General features: G+C 74.1%; 8 protein-coding genes. All 8 read left to right on the top strand.

Annotation, left to right across the window (positions count from 1 at the left end):
* The first annotated feature begins 2 nt into the window (after positions 1–2).
* Positions 3–2,207 carry a serine/threonine-protein kinase gene (locus tag AC07A4_RS03395; protein WP_478592246.1) on the top strand — a complete coding sequence of 735 codons (2,205 nt, stop codon included), beginning with the start codon at positions 3–5 and terminating at the stop codon, positions 2,205–2,207.
* 137 nt (positions 2,208–2,344) lie between these two features.
* On the top strand, positions 2,345–5,017 hold the full coding sequence (locus tag AC07A4_RS03390) for a protein kinase (protein ID WP_478592243.1): 2,673 nt from the start codon (positions 2,345–2,347) through the stop codon (positions 5,015–5,017).
* A 194-nt stretch (positions 5,018–5,211) separates the two neighbouring features.
* Positions 5,212–6,807: a serine/threonine-protein kinase gene (locus AC07A4_RS03385; RefSeq protein ID WP_478592908.1), complete on the top strand. Its 1,596-nt coding sequence runs from the start codon at positions 5,212–5,214 to the stop codon at positions 6,805–6,807.
* A gap of 190 nt (positions 6,808–6,997) precedes the next feature.
* Positions 6,998–8,698, top strand: coding sequence for a serine/threonine-protein kinase (locus AC07A4_RS03380; protein WP_478592240.1), 1,701 nt, complete (start codon positions 6,998–7,000; stop codon positions 8,696–8,698).
* Between the two features lie 125 nt (positions 8,699–8,823).
* On the top strand, positions 8,824–10,560 hold the full coding sequence (locus AC07A4_RS03375) for a serine/threonine-protein kinase (RefSeq protein WP_478592237.1): 1,737 nt from the start codon (positions 8,824–8,826) through the stop codon (positions 10,558–10,560).
* Positions 10,561–10,668: 108 nt separating this feature from the next.
* The gene (locus AC07A4_RS03370) at positions 10,669–12,354 is read left to right on the top strand and encodes a serine/threonine-protein kinase (RefSeq protein ID WP_478592235.1); all 1,686 of its coding nucleotides are present in this window, start codon (positions 10,669–10,671) and stop codon (positions 12,352–12,354) included.
* Between the two features lie 134 nt (positions 12,355–12,488).
* Positions 12,489–14,105 (top strand): succinic semialdehyde dehydrogenase, encoded by a 1,617-nt coding sequence (locus AC07A4_RS03365; protein WP_478592232.1) that lies wholly within the window; start codon positions 12,489–12,491, stop codon positions 14,103–14,105.
* A gap of 108 nt (positions 14,106–14,213) precedes the next feature.
* Positions 14,214–16,052 (top strand): GMC oxidoreductase, encoded by a 1,839-nt coding sequence (locus tag AC07A4_RS03360; RefSeq protein ID WP_478592229.1) that lies wholly within the window; start codon positions 14,214–14,216, stop codon positions 16,050–16,052.
* The last annotated feature ends 104 nt before the right edge of the window (positions 16,053–16,156 follow it).

The raw sequence follows: 16,156 nt of genomic DNA, 5'->3' as shown, positions 1-16,156 counted from the left end.
GCATGTCGGAGGCGGAGCAGACGGGCGGGGCCCGTCAGGATCAGAGCGCGCGTCTCCTAGCGGGCCGCTACCGACTCGGTGACGTGCTCGGCCGGGGCGGCATGGGCACGGTCTGGCGGGCGAAGGACGAGACGCTGGGCCGCACGGTCGCGGTGAAGGAGCTGCGCTTCCCGTCGAGCATCGACGACGAGGAGAAGCGCCGCCTCATCACGCGCACCCTCCGCGAGGCCAAGGCGATCGCCCGGATCCGCAACACCGGCGCGGTGACGGTCTATGACGTGGTCGACGAGGACGACCGGCCCTGGATCGTGATGGAGCTGGTCGAGGGCAAGTCCCTGGCCGAGGCCGTCCGTGAGGACGGTCTGCTCACCTCCAGGCGCGCCGCGGAGGTCGGCCTCGCCGTGCTCGACGTGCTGCGCTCGGCGCACCGCGAGGGCATCCTGCACCGCGATGTGAAGCCGTCCAACGTCCTGATCGCCGAGGACGGCCGCGTCGTCCTGACGGACTTCGGCATCGCCCAGGTCGAGGGCGACCCGTCGATCACGTCGACGGGCATGCTCGTCGGCGCGCCCTCGTACATCTCGCCGGAGCGGGCGCGCGGCCACAAGCCGGGCCCCGCCGCCGACCTGTGGTCGCTCGGCGGCCTCATCTACGCGGCCGTGGAGGGCGTCCCGCCGTACGACAAGGGATCGGCCATCGCGACGCTCACCGCCGTGATGACCGAGGCCGTGGAACCGCCGCAGAACGCCGGTCCTTTGCTGGAGAAGGTCATCTACGGCCTGCTCGCCAAGGACCCCGAGCAGCGGCTCGACGACGCGGGCGCGCGTGCGCTGCTGCTCGACGTGGTCAATTCCCCGGACGCCGCCCTCGACAAGAACCCCGAGGACCCGGCGGACGCGACGAAGGTCGTGCCCCTGCCGCCGGTGCCCCCCGTGCCGTCGCAGTCGCCCGGACCCGCTGGTGGCCGCAAGGGCGAGGAGGCCGCGGAGCGGCTCAAGGGCGCGTTCCGTTCGGTGCGCAAGAAGGCCGCCGCGACGACGGCGTCCCGCGGAGCCGGGGCGACGAGTGGCGCCGGTGCGGCGCTCGGCGGCGCCCCGCGGGCGTCGGCCGGTGGCGCGGCCGCGGCGGCCCCCGCGCCGCGGAGCACCCCGGGCGCTCCCCCCGCGGGCGGCGGCACGATGGACTTGGGCTCGGTGTCCGGTGCGGGCGCGAGCGGGCGCGCGGCCGGGCCGGGTGCCGCGGCCGGGACCGGCGCGACGCCGGGCACGGCGGCGACGAGGGTCACGGCGACGGGTGCCGCGGGCGCGGCGGCCGGTGCCGGTGCCGGGGTGAACGCGTACGCCATGGGCGCGGGTTCGCCGGGCGGCGCCCGCGTTCCCGGGCAGCCGGGCGGGCCGCCCAGAGCGCCCGCCAGGGCACCGCTCACGGACGTGGTGCCCCGCCGCACCCTGGTGATCATCGCGGTGGTCGTCGCGCTCGCCGTGCTCGGCACGGTGCTCGCCTTCGCCCTCAACGGCGACGAGGGCGGCAAGGACGGCAAGAGCGGCGGTGACACCTCGGCCTCCAGCGGCGCGTCCGCGGGCGGCGACGGCAAGGGCGAGGACTCCGGCAAGGGCTCGGGCGACGGCTCCGGCGGCGACGGCAAGTCCGGCGGCTCGGGCTCGGACAAGGGCGACGGCGCCAAGGACGACCAGGGCAAGGGCGACGGCCAGGGCTCCGGCAAGGACGACGGCCAGGGCGCGGCCATCGGCGGCGCCGACCAGGGCAAGGGCGACGGCGCGGAAGAGACGTACAAGCACGCGCAGGGCTTCAAAATAGGCCTGCCGAAGGGCTGGAAGTTCGGCTCGACGGACAGCGCGGGCGCCCGTTTCACCGGGCCTGACGGACAGAAGCTCCTGGTCGGCTGGACGACGACGCCCAAGGACAACCCGGTGGCCGACTGGAAGAACCAGGAGTCCTTCATGCGCCGGGCGGAGTACAAGAAGATCCGCATAGAGAAGGTGGACTTCCGCGGCTGGCTCACGGCCGACTGGGAGTTCACCTACGTCGACGGCGGCACCAAGTACCGCTCCGTGGACCGCGGCTTCGTGGTCAACGGCGGCCTCGGCTACGCCCTGATGTACACGGCCAAGGCCGACGACTGGGACAGCAAGGGGCGCAAGAACACGTGGCGGACGTTCACCCGCACGTTCGAGCCCAAGAAGTGACGACGATCCGGTGAGATCCGCCAACCCCTCATTACGTTCCGGCCGGGGGACGTATCGTGAGTGCTTGCGGAGGGTAAGCAGCCGCAACGAGCCGTAAAGCGAACGGAATTGACCACCGGGCGGTTGGGGGAGGCATCGTGGAGGACTATGCGGGACGGGTGCTCGCCGACCGCTACCGCCTGCCGCTGCCACCGGCCGATGAGTACGAGTTCGCCGAGACCCGCGCCTTCGACACCTACAGCGGCCAGGAAGTCCTGGTCAGGCAGGTGCCGCTGCCCGAGGTCGTGGAGGCGGAGGTCGTCGGCGACGAGGGCTTCGGCGACGGCGACCTGAGCGACGTACTGCCCGGCGGCCTCCCGGACGGGTTCCGCAGCGCGCGCTCCGGAGCGAAGACCCGTCGGCGCGCGGGCGCGCGGGCCACGCGCAGGCCCAGCGACCCGGCGGTGCGCCGCGCCATAGAGGCCGCCCAGGCCGCCGCCCGCATCCCCGACCACCCGCGCCTCGACCAGGTCTTCGACGTGTTCGCGGAGGACGGCTCGCTGTGGATAGTGAGCGAGCTGGTGGCGGCGCGGCCGCTCGCGGCGCTGCTCGCCGACAAGCCGCTGAACCCCTTCCGCGCGGCCGAGGTCGCCGCCGACGTGGTCACCGCGCTGCGGGTGCTGCACGCGCACGGCTGGGTCCACCGGAACATCACCGCGCGCACGGTGCTCGTCTGCGACGACGGCCGGGTGCTGCTCACGGGCCTCGCGGCGGGCGCGGCCGAGGAAGCGCTGTGCGGGTACGACCCGCGGCCCGAGGAGGACGACTTCTCCGGCTTCACGGACCCCGGGGCGACCGGGGACTCCGGTGACCACGGCGTCGGGGACCACGGAGCCGTGGAGGCGCACGGCGTCGAGGCCGACCCCGCGTACGACCAGGACCACGGCTACGACTCCGGCCCCGACCCTGAGTACGGCCCGGACGCCGCGTACGACCCCGACCCTGACCCCGGCGCTCCCGGCCCCGGATCCGGCTCCGCCTACGACCCCGTGCCCGAGCGTGACCCGAGGGTGGCGCGGGCCGGAGCCATCGCCGCGTACCGCGCGGGAGCGGCGCGCGCGGCGGCCCGGGTGAACGGCCCCGACACCGGCGCGCACGTCGAGCTGGACCCGGCGGGCCCGGGCGGCGCCACCGGGCGGATCACCGACCCGTACGGCGCGCACGGCCAGGACCCCTACGGCGTCCGCGAGAAGAAGCCCTGGCACGGCGCCGTGCCGCGCACCGGCACCCCGGCGCCCGGCCTGGCCAAGGAGGCCCCGCCCGCACAGCGCCTGGCCCCGGCCGACGAGGCGTACGAGACGGCCGCGGCCCCCGGCCCGTACGAGACGGACGCCCCCGAGTCCTACGAGACGGCCGCCGAGGCCAACGGCCGCCCCCGTGGCGGCGGCTGGGACGCCCCCGACGGCGAGCCCCGTGCCCGGCGCGGTCCCGCCACCGCGCTCGCCGCCGAGCGCGCCCGGCACGCGCGGATGACGGTCGTCGGCCCGGTCACCGAGCGCTGGGCGCCCGAGCAGGCGGGCCCGGTGCACGAGAACTGGCAGCTGGCCGCGCCCATCGGGCCCGCCACCGACCTGTGGGCGCTCGGCGCGCTGCTGTTCCGCGCCGTGCAGGGCCACGCCCCGTATCCGGAGGACAGCACCGCCGAGCTGGTGCAGATGGTGTGCGCGGAGCCGCCCGCGTTCGCCGAGGAGTGCGGGCCGCTGCGGCCCGTCGTGGAGTCGCTGCTGCGTCAGGACCCCACCGAGCGGATCGACTTCGAGGAGCTCAGCGGCTGGCTGCGCTCCCTGGTGCGGTCGGCGCCCGAGCCGGACGCGGGCGTGCACGTGGTGCCCGTGCCGCCGTACGACGGGGGCAGGCTGCCCGTCGTACGCCGCCGCGGCGAGGTCGTGCGCAAGCGGCGTTCGCCCGCGCCCGTCGCCACCACGGGCGGCCACGGCCGCCACAAGCGCGGCCGCGAGCGCGCCCGGGACACCAGACCGGTGAAGGCGCCGCGCCCGGAGCGCGCCCCGCGCCCCGCGCGCGAGCCGCGTTCGCTCGGCAAGGTGCTGCTCCTGGTGATCCTCGCGGGGCTCGCGGCCGCGGTCGTGTACGCGATGCTGTTCATGCCCAAGGCGAGCGAGAACGAGGGCTCCGAGCGCACCGGGAGCGCGGGGGAGGCGAGCTCCGCCGCGGACGACAGGCCGGACAAGGGCGACGGCACGGGTGCGGACGGCGATGCGGACAAGGGCGAGGGCAAGGACCAGCAGGGTCAGGGGGACGGGAAGTCGTCCGACGAGAGCCCCGGTTCGCAGGAGCCGCAGACCACGTCACCCGACCTCGCGTCCGGCTTCACGCTGCGCAAGGACGAGGAGGGCTTCCACGTCGCCGTGGCCAACGGCTGGAGCAGGCAGGCCCTGAACGGCCGGGGCCAGGTCGTGTACACGCACGGCAAGTTCGAGCTCCTCCTCGTGCCGGGCCGGGACAGCACGGCGGACCACGGCTCGGACCCGATGACGTACCAGAAGGAGGACGAGCGCGAGCTGCAGCCGTTCCGCGACTCGTCCTGGGCCACGTCCACCGGCCTGCGCCGGGTCGACGTGGGCGGCCGCACCATGGCGGAGGGCCAGTTCACCTGGCAGGCGCCCGACGGCACCGAGGTCTTCGTGCGCAACATGGCGATGGTCGTGGACGGGAAGTTCCACGTGGTGCAGGTGCGCGGCCCGGAGGCCGAGCGGGACGAGGTGGACCGGCTGTACGAGCAGGCGTCGAAGTCGTACCGGGTCACCGGCTGACCCGGCACAACCGGAAGTGACCCCTCCGTACGCGGCGAAACGGCGTGCATAGCGGGGGAATCGCGAGCCGCAACCGTCACAGTGCGGTCTCCGAGCACCCCCGCCCGTTCCCTGCCTCCCCACGCCTCCTTACCCTTGGCACTGTCAACAACCTGGGGCCCTGTCAAGACCAACTGCGGGGGAACGTGAATCAGATGCAGGGCCTGCTCCTCGCCGGCCGCTACCGGCTCGGCGAGTCGATCGGCAGCGGTGGCATGGGGCGGGTGTGGCGCGCGCGGGACGAGGTGCTGCACCGGGCCGTCGCCGTCAAGGAACTGACGGCCGCCCAGTGGGTGCAGGAGGCCGACCGGGAGGTGCTCCTGACCCGGACGCAGACGGAGGCGCGGGCCCAGGCGCAGATCAACCACTCCGCCGTCGTCACCGTCCATGACGTCCTGGAGTACGACGACCGCCCCTGGATCGTGATGGAGCTGGTCGAGGGCCGCTCGCTCGCGGACGCCTGCAAGGAGGGCCGCGTCGAGGCGCGCGAGGCCGCCCGCGTCGGCCTGTGGGTGCTGCGCGCGCTGCGCGCCGCGCACGCCGCCGGGGTCCTGCACCGCGACATCAAGCCCGGCAACGTCCTGCTGGCCGCCGACGGCCGCGTCCTGCTCACCGACTTCGGCATCGCCGCCATCGAGGGCGACTCGACCATCACGCGGACCGGCGAAGTGGTGGGGTCCGTCGACTATCTGGCGCCCGAGCGCGTCAGCGGCGCCAACCCCGGGCCCGCCGCCGACCTGTGGGCGCTGGGCGCGACGCTGTACACGGCCGTCGAGGGCAGCTCGCCGTTCCGCAGGACCTCGCCGCTCGGCACCATGCAGGCCGTGGTGACGGAGGAGCCCACGCCGCCCGCCCACGCGGGCGCGCTCGGCCCCGTCATCTCGGCCCTGCTGCGCAAGGACCCGGCCGCGCGGCCCACCGCGGACGAGGCGGAGCAGATGCTCGCGGAGGCGGCGGAGGGGCGGCGGCCCAGCTCCGCGCAGGCGTACGTGCCGACGCGGACGCACGTGGTGCCGCCCCTCACGCCGCCGCCCGCGCAGCCCCCCGTGGCCCCGCCGCCCGAGGCCTGGACCGGCGGGGGCGGCCGGGCCGCGGGCGGCGGCGGGCGCTGGGTCCGCAGGCTCGCCCTGGTCGCCGCGGCGGCGCTGCTCGGCGGCGGCGGGGTGTTCGGCTATCTGCAGTTCGGCGGCGACGGCAGCCGGGCCGAGGCGAGCCGCACGACGTCCACGAGCGGCAAGGACAGCGAGGGCAACGCGGGCAAGGACGGCGACGGCGGCAAGGACGGCGACGTCGTCGGCGGTGTGCCCGCCGACTGGGTGCTCGTGCGGGACGCGGAGGGCTTCAGCCTCAAGCTCCCCAAGGGCTGGAAGCGGCGCGTGGACGGCAGTCAGATCGACTACACGCCGGACAACGGCCGCCACTTCGTGCGCATCGCCATCGACCGCAGCCCGGACTTCGACAGCCCCTACGCCCACCAGCTCGACCTGGAGCGGCAGCTCAGGCCGAAGCTGGGCGACTACCGCAGGCTGCACCTGAACTCCAACACCTTCCGCGACCGCCCCGGCGCGCTGTGGGAGTTCAGCTGGACGGCCGGTTCGAACGACACCACCAGGGGCCCCCGGCGCGCCATCGAGCAGGCGTACGTCAGCCGGGACGGCGTGGAGTACGTGATCTACATGTCGGGGCCGCAGGAGGGCTGGAGCGCGACGCGGGAGCAGTTCGACGCGGTGCTGCGCGGCTGGCGCGACTAGCTCCAGAATCCGGCGCGCCCACCTCTCACGGTGGCCGCGCCCACCTCTCGCGGCGGCCACTGCCACCTCTCGCGGCGGCCACTGCCAGACCCCGCTGCCCGGCGCCCGGCACCGTTCCGAACTGGCCGGTCTCGGCCCCCGGTCACGGCCGCTCGGATGGAAAACCGCACCTCTGGGGCATGATGGCCGCATGGGGAGCCTGGGTGACAACACCCGTGTGATCGCCGGTCGTTACCGCCTCGAAGCGCGGCTCGGGCGCGGTGGCATGGGTGTCGTGTGGCGGGCGACCGACCAGCTCCTCGGCCGTCGCGTCGCCGTCAAGGAACTCGCGGTCGACGAGACGCTCTCCGACGAGGAGGCCGCCCGGCAGCGCGAGCGCACCTTGCGCGAGGCCCGCGCGGTGGCGCGGCTGCGGCACCCGCACATCGTCGTCGTCCACGACGTGGTCGTCCACGACGGCCATCCGTACATCGTCATGGAGTACGTCCACGGCGCGTCGCTCGCGCAGCGCATCGGCAGGGCCGGGCCGCTTGGCCCGCAGGCCGCCGCCCGCGTCGGCCTCGATCTGCTCGGCGCGCTGCGCACCGCGCACGCCGCCGGGATCCTGCACCGCGACCTCAAGCCCGCGAACGTGCTCCTGGAGGAGGCCACCGGCCGCGTCGTGCTCACGGACTTCGGCATCGCGCAGGTCAGCGGCGCCACGACGCTCACCGAGAGCGACTCCTTCGTCGGCTCGCCCGAGTACACCGCGCCGGAGCGGATGTCCGGGGAGGGGACGGGTCCCGCCTCCGACCTGTGGTCGCTGGGGGCGTTACTGGTGGCGGCGGTCAACGGCGAGTCGCCGTTCCGCCGCGACTCCATCGGCGGGGTGCTGCACGCCGTCGTCTTCGACGAGATACGTCCGCCGCCCGCCGCCGAGCCCCTCGCGCCGCTGGTCCTCGGCCTCCTGGAACGCGATCCGGAGCGGCGGCTCGACGCGAACGCGGCGGAACGGTTGCTGCGGACGTATCTCGAGACCGGCGCGATGCCGCGGCCGCCGGGCGAGCGGCCGGGCGCGGGCCTGCTGCACGTCGCGCTGCGGCCGGGGCGGCACACGGCGCTGTCGCGCGACCCGTACCGGCGCCCTCCGGTCCGGCCGGTGCCCGCGGTGCTCCTGCCGCTGCCCGACGACCCGTTCCCGACGCGTCCGCATCCCCGTCCGAACCGGCTGAACCGCCGTCAGACCCGGGCCGTGCTCATCGCCGCCGCCCTCGTCGCGGCCGTCGCGGGGGGTGCGGTTTCGGCCACCGCGCTGCTGCTCGGCCAGCGCGGCGACGGGGGCGGCGGACCGCCCGCGAGCTCCGCTTCGCAGGCCCCGCCCGGCACCCGGACGGAGCCCACGGACCGTGGGCCCACGGCCACTTCGACGGTCACCAAGACCCCTGAGGGACTCGGTGCCTCCACCCCCGAGGTCCCCGGCGGCTACCGGCTCGCGAAGGACCCGCGCGGCTTCGCGCTCGCCGTCCCCGTGGGCTACCGGCGCGGCACAGACGGGCCGCGCACCTTCTACGCCGCCCCGGACGGGGCCGCCCGCATCGGCATCACGGTCGCGGCCCCGGTGCCGGGCGGCCCGCTCGCCGCGCAGCGCCGCGCGGACGCCGAGGGCCCCGGGCGCAGCCCCGGCTACCGCGAAGGGCAGGTCGCGGAGACCACGCGCAACGGCCGCCCCGCCGCGCTGTGGCAGTACACCTGGGACGGCTCCGACGCCGCGCGGGGCGCCCGGCGCACCTACGACCTGTGCTGGGAGGAGGGCGGGCGGATGTACGACGTGTGGGTGTCGGCGCCCGCGGACGAGGCCGCGCGTGCGCGACGGCACTTCGACACGGCGGTCGACACGTTCGTGCGCCGGTGAACCGCCGCCGCACGCCGGGCCGTACGACGAACCGTCTGTCATCGTTCCCGGGTCGTGCATCACCCCGGTCACAAGTGCGTGACCCGGCTGGAATCAGACACCCTTGACAAGGTACTCATGGGTTCATGAGTAACGACGGGGGATCCTCCTACGGCCCCAACGAGACCACCAGCTACGGACTGCGGCCGCCCCAGCCGCCGCAGCAGGGTGGTACGCCGTACCCCAACCCGTACGCCGAACCGACCCAGGTCGTGCCGCACCAGCAGCAGACCGGACAGGCCGGGCAGTCGGGACAGTCAGGGCAAGCCGCGCAGGCCGCGCAAGCCACGCAGCCCACGCAGGCCGACCCGGGCGTGGGCCGGGTCGTCGGCGGCCGCTACCGGCTGCTTTCCAAGCTCGGCCACGGCGGCATGGGCACGGTCTGGCGCGCCAAGGACGAGACCGTGGACCGCGAGGTCGCGGTCAAGGAGCCGCGCCTCCCCGACCACCTGCCCGAGCGCGAGCGCGCCAACGCCTTCGAGCGGATGCGCCGCGAGGCCCGCGCCGCCGCCCGCCTCGACCACCCCGCGGTCGTGAACGTCCACGACGTCGTCGTCGAGGACGGCCAGCCATGGATCGTCATGGAGTTCGTACGGGGCCGCTCTCTCGGCGCGGCGCTGCGCGAGGGCACGCTCGGCGCGCGCGACGCGGCGCGCGTCGGCCTCGAAGTGCTCGGCGCCCTGGAGGCCGCGCACGCCGCGGGCATCCTGCACCGCGACGTGAAGCCGGACAACGTGCTGCTCGGCGACCACGACCGCGTCGTCCTCACCGACTTCGGCATCGCCCAGATCGAGGGCGAGACGAACCTGACGGACACCGGCGGCTTCGTCGGCTCGCCCGAGTTCATCGCCCCCGAGCGCGTCCTCGGCCAGCGTCCTGGCCCGGCGTCGGACCTGTGGTCGCTCGGCGTGGTCCTGTACGCGGCGACGGAGGGCGTGTCGCCGTTCCGCCGCAGCAACACGCCCGCGACGCTCCAGTCCGTCCTCAACGCCACGCCCGCCGCGCCCGCCTCCGCGCAAGGCCCGCTGGCCGACGCCATCAACGGCCTGCTGCACAAGGACCCGGGCCACCGTCCGGGCGCCGCCCAGGTCCGGGCCCTCTTGGAAGAGGCCGTCAAGCCGCCGCAGCCCCCGGCCACGCAGCTGATCACGGTCGCGGGCGACGCGCCGCCCCGCGGCAAGGGCGTGTTCCTGAGCCGCAAGGCGCTCGCGGTCGTCGGGGCCGTGGTGGCCGTGGCGGTGGCGGCGGGCGTACTCGTCGCGGTGAACCCGTTCGGCGACGACTCCGCGGCCGCGGGGGAGTGGAAGAAGCACGACGAGAAGAAGCTCGGCGCCACGGTCTCCGCGCCCGAGGGGTACGTGACCTGGGGGCCCGGAGCCGATGCCCCGCCGAAGGAGCACTGGGTCTCCTACCGGGACTCCAGCGGTGAGATCTCGGTGACGCTGACCCTGGACAAGAAGTCCGAGGACGACCTGAACTACATCGCGGGCACCTCCATGGCCGAGGCGTACGAGGACATGAAGGACCTGGACGAGGGCAGTTCGGTGCTCAACTCCTCGCTGAGCCCCGATGCGCTGAGGCCCGGCAAGAAGACCACCCAGGGCGAGTACCAGGGCGGCCAGTCTGCGGAGAACCTCATTCCGTACACGAACAAGGAGAGCGACACCGAGTACCCGCGCGAGGCCACGATCTTCTACTACCGGACCAAGTCCGGCGACATGTACAAGCTGTGGATCGACTACCCGGCCAAGAGCGACTTCACCGAGCGCGGCCGTGAGGTGGCGAAGAAGGCCATCGCGGACCTGAAGATCGCCAAGCCCTGACCGGCCTGGCGCTGACCGGCCTGGCCCTGGCCAGCCCGGCCCTGACGCTCGGTCACGAGACGATCACCGGACTGGCCGCGGTGCGTCCGCGCACGGTACTCATGACACATGAGTACTGATGGCGGACGCGTGATCGGTGGCCGTTACCGGCTCGCCGAGCGCATCGGCTCCGGGGGCATGGGCACGGTGTGGCGCGCGGTCGACGAACTGGTCGGGCGGGAGGTCGCCGTCAAGGAGCCGCGGCTGCCCGGCGACCTCCGGGACGAGGCGCGGCTGCGGGCCTGTGCCCGGCTGCGGCGCGAGGCGCGGGCGGCCGCCCTGGTGGACCACCCGGCGGCCGTCGCCATCCACGACGTGGTCGTCGAGGAGGACGAACTGCCGTGGATCGTGATGGAGTTGATCCGCGGCGAGTCCCTGCACGAGGCGCTCAGGCGCGGGGCCCTGCCGCCCGTCGAGGCCGCCCGCGTCGGCCTCGCGCTCGTCGGCGCGCTCGCGGCCGCGCACGCCAAGGGCATCGTGCACCGTGATGTGAAGCCCGCGAACGTCCTGCTCGGCGCGCACGGCCGCGTCGTGCTCACGGACTTCGGCATCGCCCGCGTCCAGGGCGAGGAGTCCCTCACAGCCAGCGGCGAGTTCGTCGGTTCGCTCGAGTTCATCGCGCCCGAGCGGATGGCGGGCCCCGGCGCGGGACCGCCCTCCGACCTGTGGTCGCTCGGCGTCCTGCTGTTCGCGGCCGTGGAGGGCGCGTCGCCGTTCCGGCGTACGACGCTGGAGTCGACCCTCGCCGCCGTGCTCACGGCCGAGGTGCCGCGCCCGGAGCGCGCGGGCGAACTGGGCCCGCTGATCGAGCGGTTGCTGAACCGGGAGCCGGGGCTCCGCCCGGACGCGACGGAGGTGGCGGCGGCGCTCGGCGAGGTGGCGGAGGCGTCCCCGCTGCTGGCTCCCCGCACGGACATTCCAGCCCGTCCGGCGTTTGAGGACGAGCCGCGAAGCGGCGATGAAGGGGGCCCCGGGGGCGAAGCCCCCGGTTCGGGAAGGGGCGGGCTTGGGGGCCCCGCGGCAGCACCGCACCGCCGCACCCCGACCCTCCTCGCCGCCGCCCTGGTGGGCGCCCTCCTCGTCGGAGGCGGCGTCTGGCTCGGCACCTCCGTGGCGGACGGCGACGGCACGCGCGCGGACGCGGAGTCGGAGTCGGTCTCCGAAAGCGGCGAGGTATCCGGAGAGGGCGGCGCGCTCCCGCCGGTGGAGGTGGAGCCCGAGGGGCCGGTGGAGCCCGAGGCGCCCGAGCGGACCACTTCCTCCGCCACCTCCACTCGCTGGACGGTGCACAAGGAGCGCGCGCTGACCGCCGCGGTCGCCGTGCCCGCCTCGTACACCGAAATCGTCCGCGACCCCGCGAACCCGATCGTCGAGTACTCCGAACCGCACGGGCGGGTCTTCCTGCGGCTCACCAAGCCCGCGCGGGCGCCCGCCGCGAACGCCGTCGCCTGGGTGGGCGAGGAGCGCAAGGAGTACGAGTCCCCGACCTATCGGGAGGCCGACACCACCTCGACGCCGACGAGCTTCCGCGGCCAGGACGCGGCGCTCCTCGACGCCACGTACACGGAGCGCGGAGCGGGCGGGTCCCCCACCCGCGAGATGCGGTTGATGATCGTCACCGACGCCGGTGACGCGTACGAACTGATGGTGCGGATGCCCAAGGGCGTCGCCCGGTTCGAGAAGCGGGGAACCGATCTCTTCAAGGCCGCACGCGAGCGCTTGAAGGTGGGAAAGGGGGCCATGGGCTCCCGCTAACGCCCTGATCAGCGGCTTTGCTGCCAGCGGACACTGGCGTGGTGCGAGGGGCCCGGCGAGGGCGCGTGCGAGAGCGGTGAAAGCTCGTTACCCATGGGTACCCAAAGCGTCCGGCCAGGCATACGCTCACCGTCATGACGGACTCGCAGGCCCCCGCGGCGCCCCTCGGCACGAACCCGATCGCTCCGGCCCCCCGTGGCTCGCGCACCGCCGCGGACGTGGTCACGCCCGAGCTGGTCGCCCAGCTGACCCGCGACGTGCTCGGCTCGGGCCGCACCGCCAACCACACGCCGCTCACCGGCGAGAAGCTGGCCGACCTGCCCGAGTCCACGCCCCAGGACGTCGCCACCGCCTTCGAGCGGGCCCGCGTCGCGCAGATCGCGTGGGCGCGCACCCCTGTGCGCCGGCGCGCGGCTGTGCTGCTGCGCTTCCACGACCTGCTGCTCCAGCGCCAGGGCGAGGCCCTCGACCTGATCCAGCTGGAGACCGGCAAGGCGCGGCTGCACGCGCACGAGGAGGTCCAGGCCGTCGCCGTCGCGGCCCGGCACTACGGCCGCCGCGCCGCCGCGTATCTGAACCCCAAGCGCCACACGGGTGTCGTGCCGGTCCTGACGAAGGTCACCGAGCTGCGCCAGCCGCGCGGTGTCGTCGGCCAGATCGCCCCCTGGAACTACCCCTTGGAGCTGTCCATCGGCGACGCGCTGCCCGCTCTCGTCGCGGGCAACGCGCTGGTGATGAAGCCGGACACGGAGACCGCCCTGACCGCGCTGTGGGCGCGAGACCTGATCATCGAGGCGGGGCTGCCCGCCGAGGCCTTCCAGGTGGTGCTCGGCGAAGGACCGGTCATCGGGCCCGAGGTCGTGAGCCGCGCCGACTACGTCTCCTTCACCGGCTCCACGCGCACCGGCCGCGAGGTCGCCACCGGTGCGGCCGCCCGGCTCGTGGGCGTCTCCCTCGAACTCGGCGGCAAGAACGCCATGCTGGTGCTGCACGACGCCGACGTGGAGAAGGCCGCCGCGGGCGCGGTCCGCGCCTGCTTCTCGTCGGCGGGCCAACTGTGCATCTCCGTCGAGCGGTTGTACGTCCACGAGGCGATCGCGGACGCGTTCGTCGAGCGGTTCGCCGCGCGCACCAAGGCGATGCGCCTCGGGTGCTCGCTGGCGTACGGGGCCGACATGGGCTCGCTGGTCGGGGAGCGGCAGCTGGAGACGGTGCGGCGGCACGTCGACGAGGCCGTCGCCAAGGGCGCCACGCTCGTCGCGGGCGGCGTGGCACGGCCTGACCTTGGCCCGTACTTCTTCGAGCCGACCATCCTCGACGGCGTCGAGTCGCCCATGGCCGTGTGCACCGAGGAGACCTTCGGCCCGGTCGTCTCGATCTACCGCTTCACCGACGAGAACGAGGCAGTGGAGCTCGCCAACGCGACGCCCTACGGCCTCAACTCCTCGGTCTGGACGAAGGACGGCAGGCGCGGCCGCGCCGTCGCCGCCCGCCTGCGCACCGGCACCGTCAACGTCAACGAGGGCTTCGCGCCCGCCTACGGCAGCGTGCAGTCGCCGATGGGCGGCATGAAGGACTCCGGCCTCGGCCGCCGCCACGGCGCCGAGGGCATTCTCAAGTACACCGAGGCCCAGACCGTGGCCCACCAGCGGCTCATCCCGCTGGCGCCGTCGTTCGGCATGGACGACGAGCAGTACGCGGCCTTCATGACGCGAAGCCTGCGGATCATGAAGGCGCTGCGCCTGCGCTGAGCCGGGCGGAGATTCCGGCGCCGGTACGGGAGCGCCCCGAAGGGGCGCGGGGAACTGCGCGCTCAGCCCCCGCGCGCCCGCAGATTCGACTCGCACGGAGGAGACCCCATGTCGCAGGACACCTCTGTCCAGCACGAGGACAACAAGGGCGGGGAGGGCGACGACGGCAGCGACTACGACGTCATCGTCGTAGGCTCCGGCTTCGGCGGCTCCGTGGCCGCGCTGCGGCTCACCGAGAAGGGCTACCGCGTCGGCGTCCTGGAGGCGGGCCGCCGTTTCACGCGCGCCACGCTGCCCAGGAACTCCTGGGACCTGAAGAACTACCTCTGGGCGCCCGCACTCGGCCTCTACGGCATCCAGCGCATCCATCTGCTCGGCAATGTGATGGTCCTGGCGGGCGCGGGCGTGGGCGGCGGATCGCTGAACTACGCGAACACGCTCTACGTACCGCCTGCGGCGTTCTTCAACGATCCGCAGTGGAAGGACATCACGGACTGGCAGGACGAGCTGCGTCCGTACTACGAGCAGGCCAAGCGCATGCTGGGCGTGCGGCTCAACCCCACGACCACCCCCTCCGACGTGCATCTCCAGGCGGCCGCCGAGGCCATGGGCGTGGGCGACAGCTTCCACATGGCGCCGGTCGGCGTCTTCTTCGGTGACGGACGGGACGCCACCGGTGAGTCAACGGCCGAGCCGGGCAGGGAAGTTCCCGATCCGTACTTCGGCGGCGCGGGCCCGGTGCGCAGCGCGTGCACCGAGTGCGGCGAGTGCATGACGGGCTGCCGCCACGGCGCGAAGAACACGCTCACCGAGAACTACCTCCACCTCGCGGAGCGGGCCGGGGCCGTCATCCACCCGATGACAACGGTCGTCACCCTCACCGAGGACTCGCGCGGCGGCTACGCGGTGGCCACGCTGCCCACCGACGACAAGCGCAAGGGCGCGGGCCGCACGTTCCGGGCCCGCCGCGTGGTCCTGGCCGCGGGCACCTACGGCACCCAGACGCTGCTGCACCGGATGAAGGACAGCCATCTGCTGCCGCGGATCTCCGGGCGCCTCGGCGAGCTCACCCGCACCAACTCCGAGGCCCTGGTGGGCGCGCAGACCACCGACCGCCGCTATCGCCAGCGGCACGCGGACGCCCCGGGCGGGCGGGTCGACTTCACCCGGGGCGTGGCCATCACCTCGTCCATCCACCCGAACGACACCACCCACATCGAGCCCGTCCGCTACGGCAGGAAGTCCAACGCGATGGGCGGCCTGACCCTGTTCCAGGTCCCGTACACCACCAAGGGCGGCAGGGCGCGCGTCGCGGGCTGGCTCGCGCACTCCGCGCGCCATCCGCTGCTCACGCTGCGCTCCCTGTCGAACCGCCGCTGGTCGGAGCGCACCATCATCGGCCTGGTCATGCAGACCCTGGACAACTCGCTGACCACGTACCGCAAGGAGAAGGGCCTGGGCAAGGGCCTGCTGACGGCCCGGCAGGGGCACGGCGCGCCCAACCCGGACCAGATCCCGGAGGCGACCCGCGCCGCGACGCTCATCGCGCGGGAGATCAACGGCTTCCCGGGCTCCAACGTCGGCGAGCTGATGGGCACCCCGCTGACCGCGCACTTCCTCGGCGGCTGCCCGATCGGCGACTCGGCGGAGACCGGCGTGATCGACCCGTACCACCGGCTGTACGGGCATCCGGGGATCTCCGTCGTCGACGGCTCGGCGGTGACCGCGAACCTCGGTGTGAACCCGTCGCTGACGATCACCGCGCAGGCGGAGCGCGCCATGTCGTTCTGGCCGAACAAGGGCGCCGCCGACCCGCGTCCGGCCGCGGGGGCGCCCTACGCGCGCCTCGCGCCGGTCGAGCCGAAGTCCCCGGTGGTCCCGGCGGACGCGTTCGGCGCCCTGAGGCTGCCGTTCCTCGGGGTGCCGGTGGTGCCGCCGAAGGAGTAGCGCCCTCCGGTACGGGCGCTGCGTACGCGAAAGGACCCCGCGTGCTGCGTACGCGAAAGGACCCCGCGTGCTGCGTACGCGAAAGGACCCCGCGTGCTGCGTAC

Source organism: Streptomyces sp. NPDC043996, assembly GCF_056435225.1.
This window is presented reverse-complemented; position numbering and strand designations above follow the sequence as displayed.

Bases quoted from the DNA above. Each gene is read 5' to 3' on its own strand.
- AC07A4_RS03395 (WP_478592246.1), top strand. From the start codon at position 3: ATGTCGGAGGCGGAGCAGACGGGCGGGGCCCGTCAGGATCAGAGCGCG.
- AC07A4_RS03385 (WP_478592908.1), top strand. From the start codon at position 5,212: ATGCAGGGCCTGCTCCTCGCCGGCCGCTACCGGCTCGGCGAGTCGATC.
- AC07A4_RS03380 (WP_478592240.1), top strand. From the start codon at position 6,998: ATGGGGAGCCTGGGTGACAACACCCGTGTGATCGCCGGTCGTTACCGC.
- AC07A4_RS03375 (WP_478592237.1), top strand. From the start codon at position 8,824: ATGAGTAACGACGGGGGATCCTCCTACGGCCCCAACGAGACCACCAGC.
- AC07A4_RS03370 (WP_478592235.1), top strand. From the start codon at position 10,669: ATGAGTACTGATGGCGGACGCGTGATCGGTGGCCGTTACCGGCTCGCC.
- AC07A4_RS03365 (WP_478592232.1), top strand. From the start codon at position 12,489: ATGACGGACTCGCAGGCCCCCGCGGCGCCCCTCGGCACGAACCCGATC.
- AC07A4_RS03360 (WP_478592229.1), top strand. From the start codon at position 14,214: ATGTCGCAGGACACCTCTGTCCAGCACGAGGACAACAAGGGCGGGGAG.